Genomic DNA, 18,551 nt, shown 5'->3' with positions numbered 1-18,551 from the left:
ACTAATAGATACACAAAATAAACATGACTAGCAACGCCAAACGGTCTCTTGGCCGCCTACGTAATTGCAAAATATGAGTAAGACGGAAGGACAAGTTCGACATTGGCATCGCTAAACTGGGGTTAACCAACTCAACAATCGCCATCACTTGTTGGCGATAGCTTTTATTCGCCACCTGTTTGATCCGTTTAGCATAAGCACGCCAGCCTTCATTGACGCCAACCTGATTGTTGGCATGTTGGCGATAACGCATCCAAGCCTGCTCATCAATAAACCAAGCAAAGCCTTGCTCACGACAATAGGCGTAAGCAAACCAATCATGTAGCGCAACCTCTGAGAGCTTATCCCCTGCACTTCTGACACAGTTTTGTAATGACAAGGCGGCTGACCGACTAAAGACATAGGTACAGCCAGGGCCAGCCGCTTCAAAAAAATGGTCTAAGCGCTTTTGCGCAAAGGACTTTTTAATCAACTGCTCGCGACCATCTGGCCAAAAAGCCATTACATTCGAGGAATACACCTGATACTGTCCGCTACCGATAAACTGCCAAGCGCGTGCTAGCTTTTGCGGTAGCCAAATATCATCCTGATCAGCGAAGGCCATGGCATCAAAGCCGTTCAGGTCTACCTCTTTGATCAAACGAAAGAAGTTCGCCCCAGCCCCACCAAAACGCTCACCATAAGGCAGTAAGCTCACATTCGAGTGCTGAGCACAAAGCGCTTGGCACCAAGCTAAGGTGCCATCATCTTCGACACTGGAATCACAGGCATCGACACTAATAAACAGCTCAATCTGAACATCTTGCTGTCGCAAGATGCTCTGCACCTGCTCTTCGATCCATTGCGCACCTTGATAGGCGGCTAACAATACGGCAATGTGTGGCGTTTTAGGCATTATTCTGCAACTTACCCATCACGGTATCGAGCGCTTTTAGCCAGTGTGATGGCGGCACTCCTAGCTCAGCTAGAGTACTGGTATCCAGTACTGAATACTCTGGGCGTTTAGCTGGGGTCGGGTATTGCTCAGAACTAATCGCCGTCAACTTAGGTGAGGCGTTTAGTAAACCATGTTGCTGACCTTTGGTAAAAATCGTGCGCGCAAAGCCATGCCAGCTAGTTGGCAGATCACCACAATAATGGTGTATGCCCCAAGCCAACTCGCCAGTTTGATCAAATTGATCGCATAAAGACAGGATCGCCTGCGCCAAGTCCCCAGCATAGGTTGGGCAACCATACTGATCCGCTACCACACTTAAAGCATCACGCTCAGAAGCCAAACGCAACATAGTTTTCACAAAGTTATTACCGTATTCACTGAAGACCCACGCGGTACGCAGCACAAGATAACGGGTTGCAACGTCTGCCAAAGCTTTCTCACCGGCTAGTTTTGACTCGCCATAGACACCTTGCGGTGCCGTGTCGTCACTCGGCTTATAGGGTTCAACCGCCAATCCGTCAAAAACATAATCGGTCGAGACATGAATCACGGGAATGGCCAAGGATTCCGCAGCTTGAGCAAGGTGCTTAACGCCCAGTTCATTCACCGCATAGGCAGTTTCACTCTCCGTCTCGGCTTTATCCACGGCCGTATAAGCAGCCGCATTGACCACGATATCTGGCTTTACCTCTGCGAAGATAGCAGATACTTGCTGTGTAGAAGCGATATCTAGCTCAGCAGAATCAAAGGCAAACAGTTGATGCTTTGAGTTCGCTGCGGCATCTTGAAAACAACGCCCCAGCTGACCGTTCTTACCGGTTAAAAGTATGCGCATTACACACCCGCCGCTAATTCAGCCAGTGTTAAGCCAAGCTTATCTTTATCGGATAGTTGTGGCTCGATGCCTTCTGGCCACTCAATGGCGACCGTTGGATCGTTCCAAATCAAGCAACCTTCATCCGTTGGGTCGTAATAGTCGGTGCACTTGTATTCAAAATCGGCCACATCGGACAACACCACAAAGCCGTGCGCCAAACCAGGTGGCACCCAAAACTGGCGTTTATTGTCTTCATTGAGTAGCACACCCGCCCATTGACCATAGGTCGGTGAGTCTTTACGAATATCGACGGCGACATCAAACACTTCACCACGCACCACTCGTACTAGCTTGCCCTGTGGCTTAGTTTTTTGGAAATGCAGACCACGCAAAACCCCCTTAGAAGAGCGCGAGTGGTTGTCTTGGACAAATGGCAGATCAATGCCCGCGAGCTCTTGGTAACGTTCAGCTTGAAAGGTTTCTAAGAAAAAGCCGCGCTCATCACCAAACACCTTTGGCTCGATGATCACCACATCCGCAATATTCGTTTTAATAACATTCATGTAACGCTAACCTTAGAGTTTCTTATTGGTAACCATCTGCGACTTTTAAAAGATATTGGCCATAACCTGTTTTACGCAAATTATGTCCCGCTTCTTGCAACTGCTGTTTGCTAATCCACTTCTGGCGGTAAGCAATTTCTTCAAGACAGGCAATTTTCAGACCTTGGCGATGCTCAACGGTTTGCACGAACTGCCCTGCTTCTAGCAAGGAATCATGGGTACCCGTATCCAACCAAGCAAAGCCACGCCCCAATAAGGACGTATGCAGATCGCCACGCTCTAGGTACGCCTTATTGACATCGGTAATCTCTAATTCACCACGATCAGACGGTTTAATCTGCTTAGCGATTTCAACCACATCATTATCATAAAAGTACAAACCCGTTACCGCATAATTAGAACGTGGTTTTTCTGGTTTTTCTTCAATACTAAGCACGCGTCCATCTTGATCAAACTCAACCACACCAAAACGCTCAGGGTCGTTAACATGGTAACCAAAGACCGTTGCACCAGACTCTTGAGCAGAGGCCTTTTTCAGCTCATCTGAGAAGTGCTGACCGAAGAAAATATTATCCCCTAGCACTAGGGCAACATTGTCATGACCGATAAAGTCTTCACCGATGATAAAGGCTTGCGCCAAGCCATCTGGTGAAGGCTGAACCGCGTAAGTCAACTCAATGCCAAAGTAACTACCATCGCCTAAAAGCTTTTGAAAACTAGCTTGGTCTTCCGGTGTGGTGATGATCAAAATTTCACGAATACCCGCCAGCATAAGTACCGATAACGGGTAATAAATCATCGGCTTATCGTACACCGGCATCAGCTGCTTAGAGCAACCCAGCGTCAATGGGTGCAAACGTGTACCGCTACCCCCCGCCAAAATAATCCCTTTGCGCTTTGCCATATTAAGATTCCTGTCCACCTAAACGATCTAGTTTGTAAGCGCCGTTTAGAACGCGCTGCCACCAAGCTTCGTTAGCTAAATACCATTCCACCGTTTTACGCATGCCTGAAGTAAAGGTTTCTTCTGGCTGCCAGCCTAGTTCATCAGCAATTTTGCTGGCATCAATGGCATAACGCACATCGTGTCCAGGACGATCTTTTACATAGGTAATCAAATCACGATACGCTGCCACACCGGCTGGTTTTTGTGGTACTAGTTCTTCTAGCAAATCACACAGGGTATGTACCACTTCAATATTACGCTTTTCGTTGTGACCACCAATATTGTAGGTTTCCCCCACCACACCTTCGGTCACCACTTTTACTAACGCGCGAGCATGATCTTCCACATACAGCCAATCACGAATTTGTGAGCCATCGCCATACACAGGTAATGACTTACCTGCCAAGGCATTCAAAATCATATGTGGGATCAGTTTTTCGGGAAAATGGTACGGGCCATAGTTATTGGAACAGTTGGTCACAATGGTTGGGAAACCATAGGTTCGTAGCCACGCGCGAACTAGATGGTCAGAGCTGGCTTTACTAGCGGAATAAGGTGAACTTGGCGCATAAGAGGTCGTTTCGGTGAACATCGGAAGTTCACTAGCTTCGCCGTCAAATTCATCTGGATGCGGCAAATCTCCATACACTTCGTCAGTGGAAATATGGTGAAAACGAAACGCTGACTTCTTGTCTTCCGCTAACTGAGACCAATAGCCACGCGCCGCTTCTAATAAAGTGTAAGTCCCAACAATATTGGTCTGAATAAAATCACCCGGGCCATCGATAGAGCGATCCACATGACTCTCAGCGGCTAAGTGCATCACGGCATCAGGTTGATGTTCAGCGAACACTCGCTTTAACTCTGATGCATCACAGATATCTACTTGCTCAAAGGCATAGCGAGATTGCGTGAGTTCCGCTGGAATAGAATCTAAGTTACCGGCATAGGTTAACTTATCTAGATTTACTACTTCATGGGTTGTGTTTGCTAAGACATGACGCACTACTGCGCTTCCGATAAAGCCCGCGCCACCTGTAATTAATAACTTCATATATTCTTTAACCTACTTTCAGGCGTTAAATCCAATTTAATATCTATTAACAGTACTCAGTGCAAAGATGTCTCAACGGACTTACTAATAAGCCCTGCGCTGTCCGATAGCCAAGTAGGCCACTCGAAATACCATCCTGCATCTTTTAGGGCATTTCTTTGGGCCAGTAAAAAGTGGCAAGCCTCAAGCGCAGACATAGTAAAAATAAATACATGCTGACTACGATCCGACTCAAATCGAATACGAATCGCTTGATCTGACATCTGTAAGTTCGCCGTTGTACATAACCAAGGCTCCAGAACCCACTTTGTTGTGATATCTAGACTCTCAATCTCAGAAGAGTCGCCCTCAACTTCATCTTCTATAGAGTTGCCCAAATGACCTGATTCAGGTAACTCAACTGGCTCAGCCCTATTTTCAGAAAAGGAATCTTGAATAAAGTCCTTCGTATGAGGAGCACCTACACCAGAATCTACCAACCACTTAATGATGGCTGGTGTTAATTGCTGCCACATTCTTTGTGTTAGCCACAACTGATAGGACTGTGTACCAGATTTGCAACGCAGCTCCAAGCGGTCTTCAACGACCGAAAAACTCAACGAAATGGTTTGAACAACATGCTCAATCATAATGATTTAGTATCCAATTCGAGCGCCCTAGAAGACATTAAGAGTCTGCTTTTTTTCGCGAACGAGTCGCTGCTGTCTTTTTAGGAGTGGATTTGGTTGTAGCTGTAGATTTACGTGTTGCCACCTTTTTGATGGGGTGCTCATTTTGAGGGAGCACCATCAATAGTTGCTGAACATAGGCATTGCGGGCAGTTCGAGCCATAGCAAGTTCAGACTCAAGTTGTGCAATTTTACTATCAGTGAAACTTACAGAGTTCATCAAAGCCTTGGCTTCGTCCGACAATGAATCAACCTCATACTGCTTCCCTTCAACGGTTAGTGTCGCCATAGCCCCCTCTAAATCAAGATTAACCATAAAATTTCGCGCTAATTTAACACAAATCCCGTTACATTACAGAAAGTGATAATTTGTTAAATTGAATAAATAAGGAGAAAAATCACAAGCCTATAGGTTAGCTAACCCGATGAGCTTGATAAGTGAGTAGAATCACATTCTCAGTAAACCACTTTGGTAAGCTTAATTTTCAAACTGGGGTTGCAATATCAATAAATGTTCGCATTAAACAAGGCGCAACATAAGGATTGTTGCGGCAACCAACTTTAACAGCATCAGAAGATCGAAAAATTTATGAAGAAGTCAAACGTGATAGATGATCTAGGAAGTGCACTCAAGGCGAGTAAACGTGGCTTTATGGCCGCAGGCTTCTTTAGCTTGTTCATCAACATTCTCATGCTAACAGCTCCGTTTTATATGCTACAAGTATATGACCGCGTTGTGGCCTCACGAAGTCTTGAAACACTGTTTTTCTTGACGCTTATTATGGTATTCTTGTTCTCCGTTCTCGGGGTTTTGGAATGGGTTCGATCTCGAATTCTGGTTCGAGTGTCTAATCAAATCGATCAATTCCTAAGCCACCGCGTATACGGTGCTATGTTTGAAGCGGGCGTTAAAATGCCAAATCGCCGTACCGCTCAACCCCTAAGCGACCTAACGAGTATTCGACAGTTTCTGACGGGGAATGGTCTGTTCGCATTTTTCGATGCTCCATGGTTCCCAATCTACATCGGTATCTTATTCCTATTCCATCCAGCATTTGGCTGGTTTGCACTAGGTGCTGGTGCCATCCTTTTCTGCATTGCAATTCTTAATGAAAAGCTAACTAAGAAAGCGCTGACAGAGGCCAATGGCGAAAACATGAAGGCGCAAAACCTTGCATCAAGCAATCTTCGTAACTCTGAAGTATTGCATGCAATGGGTATGCTTCCAGGCATCATGGGGCGCTGGAGCAAACAACATAAATCCTTCTTGAATAAACAAACAGAAGCCAGTGATAAAGCCGGCGTGTTTGCGAACTTATCTAAAGTGCTACGTATGATCTTCCAATCGGCGATTCTTGGCCTCGGTGCTTACTACGTTGTTATTAATGAGATGTCCCCAGGTATGATGATCGCAGGCTCAATTCTTATGGGTCGTGCGCTGGCACCGCTTGATTTGCTAATCAATAGCTGGTCCGGCTTTAACAACGCGCGTACGGCACGCACTCGTTTACAAGAGTTATTGAATGCCTTTCCGCAAGAAGACCGCAATATGAGCCTGCCTAAGCCAGAAGGCCAACTGACAGCAGTCAACCTATTTGTAGGTCCGCCAAACAGCCGTACACCTACTTTGAAAGGCGTGAACTTTAACGTTCAACCAGGAGACTTGGTCGGCATCATTGGTCCAAGTGCTGCTGGTAAATCGACTTTAGCTAAAGCAATTCTTGGTATTTGGCCGACTATGAATGGCACTTTACGAATTGATGGTGCAGAAGTTCAACACTATAACCGTGATGAAATCGGCCCCTACATTGGCTACCTACCTCAGGACATTGAGTTGTTCGATGGCACGGTGAGCGAGAACATTGCCCGCTTTGGCAATCTTGATGCGGACAAAGTCGTTACAGCAGCGAAGAAAGCCGGCGTCCATGAAATGATCCTACAGCTACCAGACGCTTACGATACCCGTATCGGTAACGATTCTGGCGCATTGTCTGGTGGTCAACGTCAACGCATTGGTCTTGCTCGTGCACTTTATGGTGAGCCTAAGGTCGTAGTGTTAGATGAGCCGAACTCAAACTTGGATGAGCTAGGTGAAAAAGCACTGGGTGACACCATGCAAATCTTAAAACAAGAAAATGTGACCACTTTTGTGATTAGTCACCGTACTTCGATTCTTAAGAGCATCGATAAGTTAATGGTTCTTAAAGAAGGCCAAATGCAAATGTTCGGACCTAAAGAAGAAGTGATGCAGAAATTAATGCAGCAAAAAGCGCAAGAACAAACGGCTCTTAGAGCTTAATCATCACTTTTTATTTTTGAACATTACGCACTGATTTTGGACACGATTATGACAAAGCAAACAGATAAAGACAGCGAGCAAAGTACTGCTCAGACTGGGCAGGTTCTTGCGAAAATCGAGACCGTTAAAAAGCCAGCTTCTGAAGTAAAGCGCGAAAAGCCTAGCCGAGAAGAACCTAGTCAACCAGTAATCGACGACGTCGATGTGGACGCAAACGACGGTCGCTACATCAAATTTGGCTTACTCTTTTTATTACTCACACTGGGTACATTTGCTCTATGGGCAACCACAGCACCACTTAACAGTGCCTTGATCGCACAAGGAGAAGTCGTGGTCGATACCTACCGTAAAAGTATCCAACACTTTGAAGGTGGCATTGTTGATCAGATCTTCGTACGTAACGGCGACCACGTGAAAGCTGGCGATCCTTTAATTCAGTTGGAAAACACTCAATTCCAAGCGCAATTGGAAAATAGCTATAAGCGATTGCAGATTGCAAAAGCAGAATTAGAGCGTCTAAATGCGGAGCAAGCACTGACTGACGAACTCACGTTTTCCGATGATTTACTTCAAGCCGCTCAGCAAGACCAGGATGTTGCAGACACACTTAAACAGCAACAGAATCTTCTAGACGCACGTATCTCAGCTTATCGCCAAGAAGCCGATTCCCTTGAGACTCGTCTAGAACAAACCGATGAACAAATCAAAGGCATGGAAGCACAGATTTCGGGATTAGGTAAACAGCTCGATTTGTTAAGAGAAGAAGAGCAAGCCTACACCACCCTATACAATGAAGGCTTAGGTGATAACAACCGTGCTCGTGAGTTGAACCGTTCGATTATCTCGACTCAAAATGACATCAACAAGCTGAAGTCAGATATGGCGCGTTTGAAAATCCAAAACACTGAAACGGAATATCAAATTGCCACACGCAAACAAGACTTCCTAAAAGATGTGGGTGACCGAGTTAAGCAAACTCAAGCTAACTACTTCGATATTCTAGAAAAGTACCAAGTAGCGCAGGACCGTGTTGAGCGTTCAATTGTTCGTGCTCCAGAAGACGGCACTATTGTCGATATGAAAATCCACACCATTGGCAGTGTGGCTAATGCAGGTCGCCCGCTAATGGATCTAGTACCAGTGGAAGACAGCTTTGTCGTTGAAAGCCGTGTTATGACCAATGACATTAACGATGTACATATTGGCCAATTAGCTGACATTCGCTTCTCTGCGTTTAACTCTCGCACCACTAAAGTAATTCAGGGAGAAGTCATTAACGTCTCTGCAGACCGCCTTCAAGCAGAACAAGGTAACGAGCCGCCGTACTACTTAGCTCGAATTAAAATTACTGACCAAGGTCGCACAGACATGTCTGACGATATGGTGCTAATTCCAGGGATGCCGGCTGAAGTAATGATTCGCCGCGGTGACCGTACCTTTATGAGCTACATAGTGAAGCCACTTGCAGATAGCTTTGCACGCAGTCTAACGGAGAAATAGATGCGAATTCCTTTTGCCCCACAGTTATTAGCTGCACTCATCAGCTCAAGTCTGACCTCAGCCACCATGGCTGAGGAGCAGGTGACACCATTAGCAGACACCAATACTCTAGGCTTTAGCGGCGCTTTAAATTTAGCGAAACAGCACGACCCTGAGCTTAAGTATGCTTACCACACGTTTAAAGCAGAACAAGAAACCGACGATATCAGTCGTGCCAACTTACTGCCAAATGTCAGCCTGACGTCAACCTATCGCTATTCTGATGTGGATGATTACTACGTCCGAAACCCAGAGCAAGTTTTATCTGGACAAGCTAATGACCCAAATATAGAACGTACTGAAGCAACGCAAGATGACTACTCTTTTCAATTAAGTGTGCAACAAAGCCTAATTAATGTCGGTGCATGGAAAGCTTACAGCAGTTCCAAGGAAACAGTGCGTCAATCAAGCTTTACCTACACCCGTGCGGAGCAAGAACTAATCTACCGAGTGAGCGAAGCGTATCTGAAAGCACTTCAAGCCGCCCAACGTGTTTACATCACCCAGGAAAAACTTGAGTCACTGCAGCTAAAACTTGATCAAACCACACGTATGAATGAGCTAGGGGTGGGCGATCGTCTTAATGTGCTACGCGCGCGCTCAAGCAGAGATGTGGCAAAAAGTGACTTATTACAGGCCCAAAGCCAACTAGATGATGCCAAAACGGCTCTTGAAAACATTACCGGTGAAACCATTGAGCTACCTGAGAACTGGGTGAAGAACAGTCACCAAGTACTGCCTAATCTGCTGGCTGGTGAACGCGATCAATGGCTACAACAAGTTGCAGATAATGCTCAAGTGCTTGCTGAAATGTCTAATGTTAGGGCAAAAGAGTTGGAAGCGGAAGCCGGAACTGCTCAGCATCTCCCTACTCTAAACTTCCAACTGACTTACCTCGACCGTAATTCAGACGACGTTTACGTAGAAAGCTCTCGCTACATTGCCTCTTTGAACCTAGAAGTGCCAATTTACTCAGGCGGTAGAACCTCAGCCAGAGCACGACAAGCAGAAGAGAGTTACAATGCTGCTCAAGTACGCTATGAGAAGATTCTGTCGGATAAGCAGCAGGCGGTAAAGCTAGCCTATTCGCAACTGAACTCTTTCCATAAGCGTCTACAAGCTATTGAAGAGTCACGTAAATCAAGCCAAGCTTACCTAGAAGCGGCTGAACGTCAAGCTGACTTGAGCCTAGGTAGTCAAGTGGATGTACTGGAAGCTCGTACCGATTTGTATGATGTTCGCTTAGAGTTTGCCAAAACGCTTACTGATTACCTACTAGCTGATCTGAATCTATTGCTTGAAACAGGCCATCTAAACGACGACACATTAGATCGCTTTGATCAGCTGTTTACCGCTAAAACGCTGTAAGCACGAGATAAAACCCTCTACTCAAAGCCAATCCAGATGATCTGGATTGGCTTTTTTTTATATCCAAAAAATAATCTTGTTCAAATTTCATACATATTTATTATACTTCCTTTAAATTATTGCGTTATTTAAGCAAGGAGATAGATATGACAGCACAAGAACTACTTCAGCAATACGGCATTAGCTTAAGTGAAGCCAGACAGTTTCTAATTGACAACATTGGTACACCACAAACGATTTATAACGTCGCAGCCCAGTATAATATTTCGTTTGCCATGCTGGCCGAGATTTACGGCGATGACAGCATTGATGGTGAGGCCGTTAGATCTTTCTTTTCAGTTCAAGGCTTTAACACCTCAACAGATACCCCCGCTCTTGATGATTCATCAAATGAAGATGACTCTTCCGATGATCTCATCAGCTTCGATCTAGATAGTATTTTGACTCTAGATACGACTTCCTTTGCCTCACAGGATTGGGATCAAATCCTGACCGAATACCAATCGAGCATTGAGAACTTTGATTGGAGCACATTCGGTGATGAGTTATCTCTGATGCTAATGAACTTTGACTGGGATGCTTGGGCGCAAAATATTCAAGAAATTGCGAACTCTTTAGCCACAGATAGTAGCTGGCTGACTGACTTTGAAGATTGGTATGAAGCCGTTGCAGGCACAGATTTTGATGCCACATTCGATCGCTCAGCTTGGATTTGGGATGATGTTGACGAATACCTAGACAACTTGGACGAATACTTAGATGACGCATTAGCTAGCATCGACTTCAGCGCTATTGATTGGTCGGTCTACACTGAAACGTTAGCCATGTTTGGCCTCACGGTTACGGATATTCAAATGATTGTTAGTCAATTGGAAAACATCGACTGGAGCATTTACTCTGACTTGTTTACCAGCCTAGGCCTTACCAGCACGGATATGAGCAGTATGCAAATTGAGCCAGTGGGAGTGTCTGCTGAAGTGATTGTCGAGCTAGCTTAGCAAGGTATTAAGAAGTCTGGTTTGTTGTAATACCGGAGTAGGTCTCTGACCACTCCGGTATTAAATCCCAAGACTAGGTTAGAAGGAAAAGACATCGCTATCAGACTCGCCGTCAAATAGCTTATCTAGATCCACTTGCTCCACTGGGGCTGCAACTTGTATTTGCTGCTTAAACTGAATAAAGCGTGCTTGCATCTCTTTCAAACGAGCTTGAGAGAACAACTGTGCATAGGCAATGGATAAGGCGCCCGATTTAGCTAATTCGCTAAGATCAGATTCGGGTAATTCCTGCAGTTTTCGCTCATTAATTCGGAACAAACCATTGAGCTGACGCACATCCTCTTCAGCAGGCCCCACTTTTAATTCAATTGGCCACTCTTCGATCAGACCTTTCTCCGATAATTGAGCCACGAGAATATCTGTTTGTTGCTGCTGCGCTAAGCGTTGCTGCATAAAGTTAATCAATGGTTTTAATGAATCACTGGCTTGCCCATCTTCATTTATAACGGCTTGATCTCCGCTTTCAGACTGTTCATGAAAGAAAGGCGCATCAAGATCCACTGCTAACAGATGGTTTCCCTCTGAAGTCTGCATCATATTGAACGGGTAACTGCGGTATACTGCTGGTACATAAGGCACCATCCACTGGTTAGCAGCATTCATAAATAGATTGGTTCCACTTTCAAGAGACTGCAATACGTTTAGACGGAAACCACCATGATCAGATGGTGCAAAGGCAATAGCGTAATATGCTAATGCATGACTTAACTCAGCTACCAGCAAAGGAGCGATTGCATCAGACTTAGCTTGTGGATAACCAGTGGGTGATACCCAACCAGCCTGCGCATGTTTCTCTTTACTTAGTGCTTGCCAGTTTGGCATGGTTCAAACTCCTTAACCCTACTAAAAATCAGTCACTATTATGCCGCGATAAGAATCACGCCACAAACGCAATTATCCTTTCCAGTGAACGGATAATCTTTTTAGCCCTTGATTGGTTATAAGAGCCTTTCTTATAGCTTGGTAGCGAGAGTTGTCAGAAGTATGATGCCCAAGCGCTCTGGCTTGAGCACAGGCTGTCAGCGATAACTTTCTAGCCGTTTCAATATCAGCCCCCCGCTGTGATGCCAAGGCTCGGAATAGGTGATCAGGAAATGGCAATGCTTTAAGCGCCTCTTCACTCATACGAAATTCACTGCGCATGGTTAAGGCAATCATGTAGTCAAACATGCCATGTAACTGAGGCGCAGCATTGGGTTGCAAGACAATCAATGGGAAAAACGGTGCTAACTCTGGGTAAGTCAGATTCGGCAAACATACCGCTTTCCAATAGCGCTTCGCAATCACCGCAAAGTGGGCAAAATTTTGAATCGGCCTTAGTCCAGACTCCGAAAATGGCAAAATCTCAACCGAGAGCTTATTCGGATTCACCGTATCGTTGGCCACATCTACATACCAACTCCCCAAGATAAAGGCATTTTGAAAGTACTCGCCACGTAAATCGCCCCATACTTGGCGCAACTCACCACCTGACTTTATAAACTCTTGTAGCGCAGAAAAAGCCTTCTGTAAGGGCTCTGAACTCAGCTCATCCTTGTCCAACTGAGCTAATGTTTTCGCAAAGGCTTGCGAAATCTCTAGGCATTGACCTAATGGATAGGGTTTACCTAATTTCAACGGTCTTAATGACTCCAAATGAGGATCGATTTTGCGCCGCACCATCAAGAACAGCGCTTCAAGCTCTTCTACTACAGGCTCTAGGTAAAACTGTGTTAATCGTTCTTGTAGCTCAGGGTTGGCAATGCTTGGCTCATTGGGCAGATAGATTGAAGACATAGTTACACTTCTGAACTAAAAAATATTTCCACATTGAACACAGATACTAGAGAATCACTGACAGGTTTTATACATTTATCTTAGACTCTAATCTCGCAATCTCTTTCAATATAATTGGTTGATCTTATAAGGATATCGCTCCATGTCTGTTTCGGATAACACCGTCATCCCTAGTGCCACGCAAGTTGCCTTTATCGACACCAGTCTACCGGACTACCAAACCCTAATTGATGGGTTGCCTGAGGGCATGGAGGTGGTTTTAGTCGGCCCAGACCAAGATGGTGTACAAGTCATGTCAGAATGGGCAGCAACCCATAACAATTATGAAGCGATTCATGTATTGGGCCATGGTGCTAATGGCGCTCAGCAACTGGGCAGTGCAACACTTTCGACAGAAACGCTAAGCCAATACCAAACGCAACTGGCCCAGATTGGCGCATCACTATCAGAAGATGGCGATATCTTGCTGTATGGCTGTAATGTGGCCGCCGATCAAACCGGTGTGGATTTTATTGGCAAGCTGGCTCAAATGACAGGTGCGGATATTGCTGCTTCGGAGGATTTAACGGGAGCTGAGAGCCTTGGTGGGGATTGGGTGTTGGAGCAATCGACAGGTGACGAGACTGTTGTTGCTATAAAAGCTAACGGCTTCAATAACGTATTGTTAGAACCTACAGATCAAGACTTTAACAGCATAAGTAGCCCGCAGGTCCTAGCAAACACTACGACTATTAGCGATTTGCAGTTCGATCAAAGCAATGGCAGGGGAACAGCTATTACCATAGTAAATGCTACGCAGGTCAATTTAAACAATTACTACGTTATCCAAGATTCTAATACCGATAATGTATTAATGTTCGGTACCAACACTAACGGAGCACCCTCAGTTCTTGGCGTAATGTCGCCAGGTGCGGCAGATTTCAGAATAAAATCGGTGGCAGGGGAAGAGTTTAAACTTGTTTCAATGGAAGCCGATGCGGGTATCCATACGCCTCAACCAGCGGCTACATCCTATACTGTATCCGGTTATAAAGATGGGCAACTTATTGTAAGTGAGAATGTTGACTTTTCATCGAGTGACTCATCTGGTTCAATCTCATATTTAAAAAAAGACGCTGGGTATAGTGGAATTGAACGAGGAGGCTCACTTACCTTTGGTAGTGATTGGCAAGATATTGACGAGATCCGCTTTACCAACTCCGATACCAACAACTACAGTTTCTTAGTTGTTGATAATCTGGACTTTTCTGCAGCAGTTTCGTCGTCTGACATTACACCTCCAACTTTTGATAGCACACCATCCACCTCAAATATTTCCACTACGACGCTGGATTTAACCACTGATATCGATGAAGCTGGTACGCTTTACTATATCGTTGTCGCCAATAATGCCTTTGCTCCCTCTCCAGAGCAAATTAAAGCGGGAGTGGACTACGATATGGGCGGTGGACGGAGTGCGACAGTTGTAGCCTCAGGCTCTCAATCTGTTTCCTCCGGCAGTTTTTCCCACACTTTCAATATCAGTGGTTTAAGCAGTAATACCGAATACGATATTTATGTGGTGGCAGAAGATGATGAAACAACACCTAATTTACAAAGCTCCTACACTAAATTAGATATTACTACCGCAGCGCCTGCCAATAATCCACCAGTCTTTGAAGGTAGCCTTTCCGATTCCTCTGAGTCAGTGTCTATTAGTGAGAACATTGCCAATAACGCAACAGTATTCGATGTCGACGCAAATAATGGCGACAGTGGCAGCACTGACACGGGACTCACTTATTCGATTACTGCAGGTAATACTGACGCCGATAAAGATGGCAATTTACCCTTTGCTATCAATTCGACAACTGGTGTGATTAGGGTTAATGATACTGGTGATCTGGATTACGAAAGTGGCACCACCAGCTATTCACTAACGGTTCAAGCGAACGACGGTGGCAGTAGCAATAATACAAGCACAGCAACCGTGACGGTCAATCTGACAAATGATGGTACGGGTGCTACTTATCGTTTTGAAGATAGCGCACATAACGCCACGAGCTTCACCTCATCAAGCCAGACCTTCAGCCTAACAGGCTCAATGAAGGCACAGAAGTTTGACAATTATGGCTCTAACTTAGCCGGACAGACTGGGAACTCAAACGTCTACTTTGACAATACTGGCTCGGCAGCGAGCAGCTCCAATATCGGCGGTATTGCCGCGCCCTCGGGCTATACATTTAAAGCCTTAATGTTTGATGTTTGGCCGTCAAATGATGATGGCAAGCATGTCTTAGCTGCAGGTCAATCCATCACCGTGATCGGTAAATTAAATGGTCAACAGGTAGTAACGGCAACGGTTACGTCTTTCGATTATGGTCAAAGTCCAATTGCCACAGGCGGAGCTTGGCAGCGTATTGATCTGACTGGAACCGGCTTCGCGACAACCGACATTGATACGGTTGAATTCGTCACATCAGGCACACAGAACTATATTGCGGTTGATAACTTTGTTTATGACAATTTAGTGTTTGCAAACGCGGCCCCCGAAGTCTCTGGTACACCTTCAGATATCGCGGTTACCGAAGACACGGCTAGCAATATTGATTTATCAGCCATTACCTTTGCCGATACCAACAATGATACCTTAACAGTTACCCTAACCGCGTCTGCAGGCACCTTCTCTACGCCAGCTGATGGTACTACGACTGGCTCTGGCGTCACAGCAACCTTGGTAAGCAACACTGTCATCACCCTTGTCGGTAAGGCAGGAGATATTAATACTTACCTTAATACGGCCACCAATATCCAATATACCGGTGCAGCAAACGTTAATGGTGAGGATGCGGCAACCATCACGATTAGTGCGAGCGATGGTAACGGCGGCAGTTTAGCCAGTAACCCTGTGATTAACCTTGACATTACGGCTGTGAACGATGCTCCAACCGTGGCGACCAATGGCGGTATCACCGTCAATGAAGGCGCGGTGGTGACCATTGCCAATACCGCATTAAATGAAGGCGATCCTGATGATGAAGGAGCTGGCCTCACTTATACAGTTACCACCGCACCTAGCTATGGCCAACTATTCTTAGATGCTGACAGTGATGGTGAAGTTGATACTGGCGAGGCGCTAGCACAAGATGACACCTTCACTCAGCAAGATATCAATGATAACAAGGTTAAATATCTGCACGATGGCAGCGAAACCACTTTGGATAGTTTTGGCTTTAGTCTTGCGGACGGAGGAGAAGACAGTATAGCAGTGCTGACTGGACAAACCTTTAATATCACCATCACACCGCAAAACGACGCACCAGTGCTAGGCGGAACTATCAATGCTACTTGGACTGAAAACACCCAAACAGGGGCAAATATTTATAGTGGTGACACCGTCTACCTCTTTAATAACCCAACGTTGACAGATGGTGATACCAGTACAGATTTTAATGGCGCTACATTAACCGTCGGACTGAATTCCTATCAAACAGGTGATTTGATTTCACTCCCAGTTGCACTCGGAAGTGTTACTTACGATCCGAATACCGCAGTCATCAGCGTCTCAGGAGAGGCTATCGGTAGCGTTAGTGGCGGCTGGATGACTGACCTTGCCATCACATTTAACACCTCGGCGAGTCAATCAGATATCGAAGCAGTCATGGAGGTGATTGCTTATGTAATGTATGGCAATGACAATCCGACCGCCGGCAATAGAACGGTTACTGCAACCTTTAATGATAAAGCCAATGCCGACACCGACATCGGTGCATTAACCGATACCTTAACCGGCACACTGACCATTTCAGCGACAAATGATACGCCTACTTTAACCACCACGACTGCTACGCCAACCTTTACCGAAGGCGGTAGCGCAGTAGCGTTATTTAGCAGTACCGCTATCAATACCATTGAATCCGGCCAAAATATTACCGGTATGACGTTAACGGTAAGCAACGTTACAGATGGGAGTGATGAATCACTGCTGGTCGATGGTAACACTATCGCTCTGACGGATGCTAATACAGGAACCACGTCTGCCAACACGGTTGGCTACTCGGTTGTAGTGAGCAATAACACAGCCACTGTAACACTGACCAAAACGGACTCTAGCACTAATTGGCAAAGCTATATTGATGGACTGAAGTACAAAAATACCTCTGAGAATCCGAGCGATACCAATAACCGCACTATCACGTTAACCACGCTAACAGATAATGGCGGCACAGCTAATAACGGCGTAGCAACAGCGACGCTTTCTAATGCTTCGGTTGTTAGCCTTAGCGCTGTAAATGATGCGCCAAGCGATATTAGCTTATCCGGCACGACTGTCGCCCAAAGCGCTGGCACCAATGCGGTGATTGGTCCCCTGTCCTCGACCGATGTGGACTCCAGTAGCTTCACTTACACTCTCGTAGCGGGTACAGGCGATACAGACAACGCATCCTTCAGTATCAGTGGCAGCTCACTACAAGCAAAAGATGCCAGCACACTAAACGAAGGCAGCTATAGCGTACGTGTGCAAACCAACGATGGCAGTGAGACTTATGAAGAAGTCTTCACGATTACAGTGAGTGATGACATCGCGCCGACGGTCAGTGCAAACCACATCAGTATCTCTGGTGGTACAGGTACAAATGGAGCCTTTAAAATCGGCGATACGGTCACTGCGACTTGGGATAATACTGCGAGTGGCGACAATAACAGTGACACAATTTCCTCTGTCACGGTTGATTTCTCTGACTTTGGCGGTAGCAGTGCCGTAGCCGCTAGTAATAGCAGCGGATCTTGGACCGCAACCTACACAATTGTTGCAGGTAGCATTAGCTCAACCACAGCCAATGTTTCTGTAACGGCTACCGACAATGCTAGCAACCCAACTACAACTAATGGCACAAATAATGCCACAGTTGATAGCCAATCCCCTGATGCTCCGTCTACTCTAGACCTAAAGGAAAGCTCCGACTACGGTTTCTCCAGTACGGATGATCTAACCAAAGACGATACGCCAACCTTAACTGGCACCGCAGAAGCCAATGCGACTGTGACCCTGTACGATACCGATGGCACGACGGTTCTGGGCAGCACGACCGCCGATGCTCAAGGCAACTGGTCAATCACCGCATCAACCTTAGCGGATGGCGATCATACGTTGACCGCCAAAACGACCGATGCCGCGGGCAATATCTCAACAGCCTCGTCTGCGTTGAGCGTGACAGTGGACACGGCAGCACCAGCGGCCCCACTGACGTTAGATTTGGCCTCTGCTAATGACTCAGGAGAGTCGTCTTCTGACAACCTCACTAGCAGTACCACACCTTCGATCAGTGGCACCGCGGAAGCCAACAGCAGTGTCACACTGTACGATACCGATGGCACTACGGTTCTGGGCAGCACGACCGCCGATGGTAGTGGCAGCTGGTCAATCACCACATCGACCTTAGCGGATGGCACTCATACGCTGACCGCCAAAGCGACCGATGCCGCGGGCAATATCTCCACGGCATCGTCTGCGTTGAGCGTAACAGTGGACACGGCAGCACCAGC

At 46.1% G+C, this 18,551-nt stretch carries 14 protein-coding genes; 5 read left to right on the top strand and 9 right to left on the bottom strand.

The window, feature by feature from the left end; genetic code table 11:
- Position 1: 1 nt before the first annotated feature.
- The 7 genes from ACOSVP_RS00070 to ACOSVP_RS00040 are packed head-to-tail and all read right to left on the bottom strand — an operon-like array spanning position 2 to position 5,274.
- Complete coding sequence (locus tag ACOSVP_RS00070) at positions 2 to 895, bottom strand: glycosyltransferase (protein WP_487345474.1); 894 nt, start codon at positions 893 to 895, stop codon at positions 2 to 4.
- Positions 888 to 1,772, bottom strand: coding sequence for a dTDP-4-dehydrorhamnose reductase (gene rfbD / locus ACOSVP_RS00065; RefSeq protein WP_487345473.1), 885 nt, complete (start codon positions 1,770 to 1,772; stop codon positions 888 to 890). Before rfbD ends, ACOSVP_RS00070 begins: the two co-directional genes overlap by 8 nt.
- Positions 1,772 to 2,317: a dTDP-4-dehydrorhamnose 3,5-epimerase gene (rfbC, locus tag ACOSVP_RS00060; RefSeq protein ID WP_487345472.1), complete on the bottom strand. Its 546-nt coding sequence runs from the start codon at positions 2,315 to 2,317 to the stop codon at positions 1,772 to 1,774. Before rfbC ends, rfbD begins: the two co-directional genes overlap by 1 nt.
- A 22-nt stretch (positions 2,318 to 2,339) precedes the next feature.
- Positions 2,340 to 3,221 (bottom strand): glucose-1-phosphate thymidylyltransferase RfbA, encoded by an 882-nt coding sequence (gene rfbA, locus ACOSVP_RS00055; protein WP_487345471.1) that lies wholly within the window; start codon positions 3,219 to 3,221, stop codon positions 2,340 to 2,342.
- 1 nt (position 3,222) lies between these two features.
- Positions 3,223 to 4,317 (bottom strand): dTDP-glucose 4,6-dehydratase, encoded by a 1,095-nt coding sequence (rfbB, locus tag ACOSVP_RS00050; RefSeq protein ID WP_487345470.1) that lies wholly within the window; start codon positions 4,315 to 4,317, stop codon positions 3,223 to 3,225.
- 56 nt (positions 4,318 to 4,373) lie between these two features.
- Entirely contained in the window at positions 4,374 to 4,946 is a 573-nt protein-coding gene (locus ACOSVP_RS00045; protein WP_487345469.1) for a hypothetical protein, read from the bottom strand.
- A 37-nt stretch (positions 4,947 to 4,983) separates the two neighbouring features.
- The gene (locus tag ACOSVP_RS00040; protein ID WP_487345468.1) at positions 4,984 to 5,274 is read right to left on the bottom strand and encodes a DUF6447 family protein; all 291 of its coding nucleotides are present in this window, start codon (positions 5,272 to 5,274) and stop codon (positions 4,984 to 4,986) included.
- Positions 5,275 to 5,574: 300 nt separating this feature from the next.
- On the opposite strand from ACOSVP_RS00040, the gene ACOSVP_RS00035 reads away from it, so the two are divergent.
- The 4 genes from ACOSVP_RS00035 to ACOSVP_RS00020 all read left to right on the top strand — a co-directional run bounded on the left by ACOSVP_RS00035 (position 5,575) and on the right by ACOSVP_RS00020 (position 11,189).
- Entirely contained in the window at positions 5,575 to 7,284 is a 1,710-nt protein-coding gene (locus ACOSVP_RS00035; RefSeq protein ID WP_487345467.1) for a type I secretion system permease/ATPase, read from the top strand.
- A 48-nt stretch (positions 7,285 to 7,332) separates the two neighbouring features.
- Positions 7,333 to 8,784 carry an HlyD family type I secretion periplasmic adaptor subunit gene (locus tag ACOSVP_RS00030; protein WP_487345466.1) on the top strand — a complete coding sequence of 484 codons (1,452 nt, stop codon included), beginning with the start codon at positions 7,333 to 7,335 and terminating at the stop codon, positions 8,782 to 8,784.
- Entirely contained in the window at positions 8,785 to 10,191 is a 1,407-nt protein-coding gene (locus tag ACOSVP_RS00025; RefSeq protein WP_487345465.1) for a TolC family outer membrane protein, read from the top strand. It begins immediately after the preceding gene.
- A gap of 146 nt (positions 10,192 to 10,337) precedes the next feature.
- Positions 10,338 to 11,189 (top strand): hypothetical protein, encoded by an 852-nt coding sequence (locus tag ACOSVP_RS00020; protein ID WP_487345464.1) that lies wholly within the window; start codon positions 10,338 to 10,340, stop codon positions 11,187 to 11,189.
- Between the two features lie 78 nt (positions 11,190 to 11,267).
- Here the strand turns inward: ACOSVP_RS00020 and ACOSVP_RS00015 are convergent, their stop codons facing one another.
- Together ACOSVP_RS00015 and ACOSVP_RS00010 are read right to left on the bottom strand one after the other, a co-directional pair.
- Positions 11,268 to 12,071 (bottom strand): SapC family protein, encoded by an 804-nt coding sequence (locus ACOSVP_RS00015; RefSeq protein ID WP_487345463.1) that lies wholly within the window; start codon positions 12,069 to 12,071, stop codon positions 11,268 to 11,270.
- A gap of 72 nt (positions 12,072 to 12,143) precedes the next feature.
- A complete protein-coding gene (locus ACOSVP_RS00010) occupies positions 12,144 to 13,025 on the bottom strand; it encodes a hypothetical protein (RefSeq protein WP_487345462.1) in 882 nt (293 codons plus the stop codon).
- Positions 13,026 to 13,167: 142 nt separating this feature from the next.
- Here ACOSVP_RS00010 and ACOSVP_RS00005 point away from each other — a divergent pair.
- Positions 13,168 to 18,551: DUF4347 domain-containing protein (locus ACOSVP_RS00005; protein ID WP_487345461.1), on the top strand; the 5,384-nt coding region annotated here is incomplete at its 3' end.

Source organism: Marinomonas sp. HM11-D (genome assembly GCF_057626615.1).
Note: the sequence above shows the minus strand (reverse complement) of the source record. Positions and strands in the feature narration are given on the sequence as shown.

What these genes read in the sequence shown, in the direction of transcription:
- ACOSVP_RS00070 (WP_487345474.1), bottom strand. Translation starts at nt 895, where the DNA reads ATGCCTAAAACGCCACACATTGCCGTATTGTTAGCCGCCTATCAAGGT.
- rfbD (WP_487345473.1), bottom strand. Translation starts at nt 1,772, where the DNA reads ATGCGCATACTTTTAACCGGTAAGAACGGTCAGCTGGGGCGTTGTTTT.
- rfbC (WP_487345472.1), bottom strand. Translation starts at nt 2,317, where the DNA reads ATGAATGTTATTAAAACGAATATTGCGGATGTGGTGATCATCGAGCCA.
- rfbA (WP_487345471.1), bottom strand. Translation starts at nt 3,221, where the DNA reads ATGGCAAAGCGCAAAGGGATTATTTTGGCGGGGGGTAGCGGTACACGT.
- rfbB (WP_487345470.1), bottom strand. Translation starts at nt 4,317, where the DNA reads ATGAAGTTATTAATTACAGGTGGCGCGGGCTTTATCGGAAGCGCAGTA.
- ACOSVP_RS00045 (WP_487345469.1), bottom strand. Translation starts at nt 4,946, where the DNA reads ATGATTGAGCATGTTGTTCAAACCATTTCGTTGAGTTTTTCGGTCGTT.
- ACOSVP_RS00040 (WP_487345468.1), bottom strand. Translation starts at nt 5,274, where the DNA reads ATGGCGACACTAACCGTTGAAGGGAAGCAGTATGAGGTTGATTCATTG.
- ACOSVP_RS00035 (WP_487345467.1), top strand. Translation starts at nt 5,575, where the DNA reads ATGAAGAAGTCAAACGTGATAGATGATCTAGGAAGTGCACTCAAGGCG.
- ACOSVP_RS00030 (WP_487345466.1), top strand. Translation starts at nt 7,333, where the DNA reads ATGACAAAGCAAACAGATAAAGACAGCGAGCAAAGTACTGCTCAGACT.
- ACOSVP_RS00025 (WP_487345465.1), top strand. Translation starts at nt 8,785, where the DNA reads ATGCGAATTCCTTTTGCCCCACAGTTATTAGCTGCACTCATCAGCTCA.
- ACOSVP_RS00020 (WP_487345464.1), top strand. Translation starts at nt 10,338, where the DNA reads ATGACAGCACAAGAACTACTTCAGCAATACGGCATTAGCTTAAGTGAA.
- ACOSVP_RS00015 (WP_487345463.1), bottom strand. Translation starts at nt 12,071, where the DNA reads ATGCCAAACTGGCAAGCACTAAGTAAAGAGAAACATGCGCAGGCTGGT.
- ACOSVP_RS00010 (WP_487345462.1), bottom strand. Translation starts at nt 13,025, where the DNA reads ATGTCTTCAATCTATCTGCCCAATGAGCCAAGCATTGCCAACCCTGAG.